Annotated in this window: 1 pseudogene; it reads right to left on the bottom strand. The window is 66.6% G+C overall.

The features are described from left to right. Positions 1-623 (bottom strand): annotated as a pseudogene (locus tag A9X04_RS11510) (magnesium-translocating P-type ATPase); the annotation flags it as partial.

Genomic DNA, 623 nt, shown 5'->3' with positions numbered 1-623 from the left:
CTTCGCCTTGGCCAGCTGGCGTGAGCCGGTGGCCAGACTGGTGCTCACGACGGCCGGCAACAGCTGCGGCGTGATGCCGACCGCGATCGCCAGCGAGAACAGTGCCGAATTGATCAGCGGCCGGTGCAACATCAAGTTGGTGACCAGAATCAGCGCGGTCAGCGCAACCGCGACCCGGAGCAGCAGATACGAAAACCGGCGCAGGCCGACCTGAAAGTCGGTCTCGGGTTGGCGCTCACTCAGACCCGCCGCGATCCGGCCGAACTCGGCGCGATTCCCGGTGGCATACACGACGGCCAAGCCTTCGCCCGCGCTCACGATCGTGCCCATGAACGCCACATCGGTCATGTCGGTCAGCGCGACGTCGGTTCCCACCGGCGTCGGTGACTTCTCCGAGCCGGTGGATTCCCCGGACAGGATGCCCTCGTCGCATTCCAACGCTGCCGTCTGGATCAATCGCACGTCCGCGGGCACCGCCTGCCCAAGGGAGAGCCGGATGACGTCCCCGGGGACGAGATCCCGGACGTCGACATCGACAAAATTCCCGTCGCGCCGAACGATCGCGGTGTGGCGTATGCGGGAATGCAGCGCAGCCGCGGCCTGCTCGGCCCGGTACTCGTTGA

It is taken from the genome of Mycobacterium sp. E3247, from assembly GCF_001667785.1.
GTDB lineage: Bacteria > Actinomycetota > Actinomycetes > Mycobacteriales > Mycobacteriaceae > Mycobacterium.
This window is presented reverse-complemented; position numbering and strand designations above follow the sequence as displayed.